The organism is Methylobacterium sp. GC_Met_2 (assembly GCF_026540795.1).
GTDB lineage: Bacteria > Pseudomonadota > Alphaproteobacteria > Rhizobiales > Beijerinckiaceae > Methylobacterium.
Genome location: NZ_JALNUM010000242.1, coordinates 1 through 2,124 on the forward strand (window position 1 = coordinate 1; position 2,124 = coordinate 2,124).

The window sequence follows — 2,124 nt, forward strand, 5'->3', positions numbered from 1 at the left end:
GCGCGATCGGGCACGGCTCTCACGTTCAGAACGCAGCCTGCAGGCCGCCGAATATGCTGCGACCGCTTCCGGGATAAAACGCCGCCAAGGCTGCCGGGCTCCCGGACGTCCGAGCATTCGCCACCACGGCGATGTCCGACACATAGCGGGCGTCCGTGAGATTGCGCGCATCGACGAACAGCGCGACGCCGTTCGCGAAGTCGATCCCGGCCTCGATGCCGAGCAACGCGTAGCCCGGCACCCTCAGGGTGTTGGCGTGGTCGGCGAAGGCACCCTCCGGCACCCAATCGACGGCCGGAGCGATGTGGAAGCCGCTCGGGTGGCGGTAATTCAGGACGGTGCGGAGCACGTCCGTGGGAATGCCGGCGATCCGACCGTTGCCGAAGACTGGATCGCGCACGAACCGAAAGTCGTTGTGGGTCCAGATCTGCGTCAGGCTCAGGGCGTCGTCGGAAGCTATGAAATCGCGGGCGAGATCGAGGGTCACGGCCGCCTCGACGCCCTGGTGGATCGAGCGCGGCGTGTTGAAGGTCGCGGCCGGGATGTTGAGTCCGGGATTGGTCGAGAAGTTGATGAGCTCGTCGCGCAGGTCCGACCGGTAGAGCGTCAGGTCGACGGCGAGGCGGTCGATCCGGCCGCGCGCACCCGCCTCGTAGGTCCAGGCGTGCTGGGCCCGGAGCGGCACGAAGGTGGTGTTCAGGAGGTTCTGCTGCACGAGGTCGGAAAAATCCGGCACGTCGCGGGACCGGGCGATGTCGCCGAAAACCTGGATGTCGGGGTCGGGCTGCCAGAGCAGGCCGATCTTCGGGTTGATCCCCGCATAGGTCTGTTCTGCGAAGCACGGGCGCAGGTTTCCGGGCAACCCGCCCTTGTCGCTGTAGGTGCGGTTCGACGAGAACGCCTTGGCGCCGGTCATCAGCGCCACGTCCGGCAGGAACCAGAACCGGTTCTCGCCATAGGCCTCGTAGTTCGACGCGCTCTGGAGCGCATTCAGCGTCTGGGCGCCCCGCTGGCCGCGGATGTTGACGAATTGCAGGGCCGAATTCTGACCCGCGAAGGCGCGCAGGCCCAGCACCACGTCGTCGCGAAAACCGCCCAGATCGAAGGTGCCGGACCAATGCGGGCTGATCCCGTAGGTCCAGCCATCCTGATCGAGCGCCTGGAAGATCGGGTGGTAGAGGCTCTTGTGGATCGCCCAGGTGTCCACGTCGAGCTTGCCGACATCGAGCAGGAACGAGGTACGGTTGGCGATCCGCTCCGTCTCGACCTTGCGCGACTGGTTGCCGGTGATGGCGGTGGGATTGGCGAGCGTCGGCGTGGCGAGGCTCTGGCCGAGGGTCAGGCTGCCGGGCAGCTTCTGATCGGTCAGGTAGGTGCCGAGATAGAAGCGCGTCTCGATATCGGGGGCGATCCGGTAGCCGATATTGGCGTTGAAATTCTTGGTCGCCTGCGCCTCGTGGGCGCGAAACCCGTCCGAATTGGTCAGCGTCGCATTGACCAGCACGTCGAGCGGCCCGTCGATGCGGGACATCTGCGCCTGCTCGCGGATCGTGCCGAAGCTGCCGCCGTCGATGCGCAGGAGGTTGGGCGCGACCGCCGTGTAGGCGGTCGGTGTGACGAAGTTGATCGCGCCGCCGAGCGTCGTCGCCCCGAAGGTCAGGGCATTGCCGCCCTTGTAGACCTCCACGGACCGCACGGCGAGCGGGTCGATTTGATAGAAGTCGCCGCTCCCGTCCGCGAGGTTGAACGGGATGCCATCTTGTAGGATTTCGAGCCCGCGCAGGTGGAAGTTGCGGGCGACGCCCGAGCCGCGCACCGACAGGCGCAACTCCTGGCCGTAGCGCTCCTGCACGTAGACGCCGGGCACGTCCTTGAGCACGTCGCGGATCGTGTTGATGTAGCGGTCCTGAAGCGTCGCGGCGTCCACGAACGCGACCGATCCGACCGTCTGGTAGAGCGCCGCACGCTGGCGATCGACGCTCGGCACGGAGAGCGAGCCGCGCGCCTCTCCCGTGAGCGGCCCTGTCGGCGTTGCGCTGCCGACGACGCTGAGTTCGGGGAGCGCCACGGCGGCGTTTTGAGCGAAGGCTGACGGGGGAATCGCGCAGGCGAGGAGCGACAAGG

Annotated in this window: 1 protein-coding gene; it reads right to left on the reverse strand. The window is 66.9% G+C overall.

Translation table 11 applies throughout. The annotated features are described in order from the left end of the window. Window positions 1–25 precede the first annotated feature (25 nt). Complete coding sequence (locus OXS49_RS33200; protein WP_267428746.1) at window positions 26–2,122, reverse strand: TonB-dependent receptor; 2,097 nt, start codon at window positions 2,120–2,122, stop codon at window positions 26–28. Window positions 2,123–2,124: the final 2 nt, after the last annotated feature.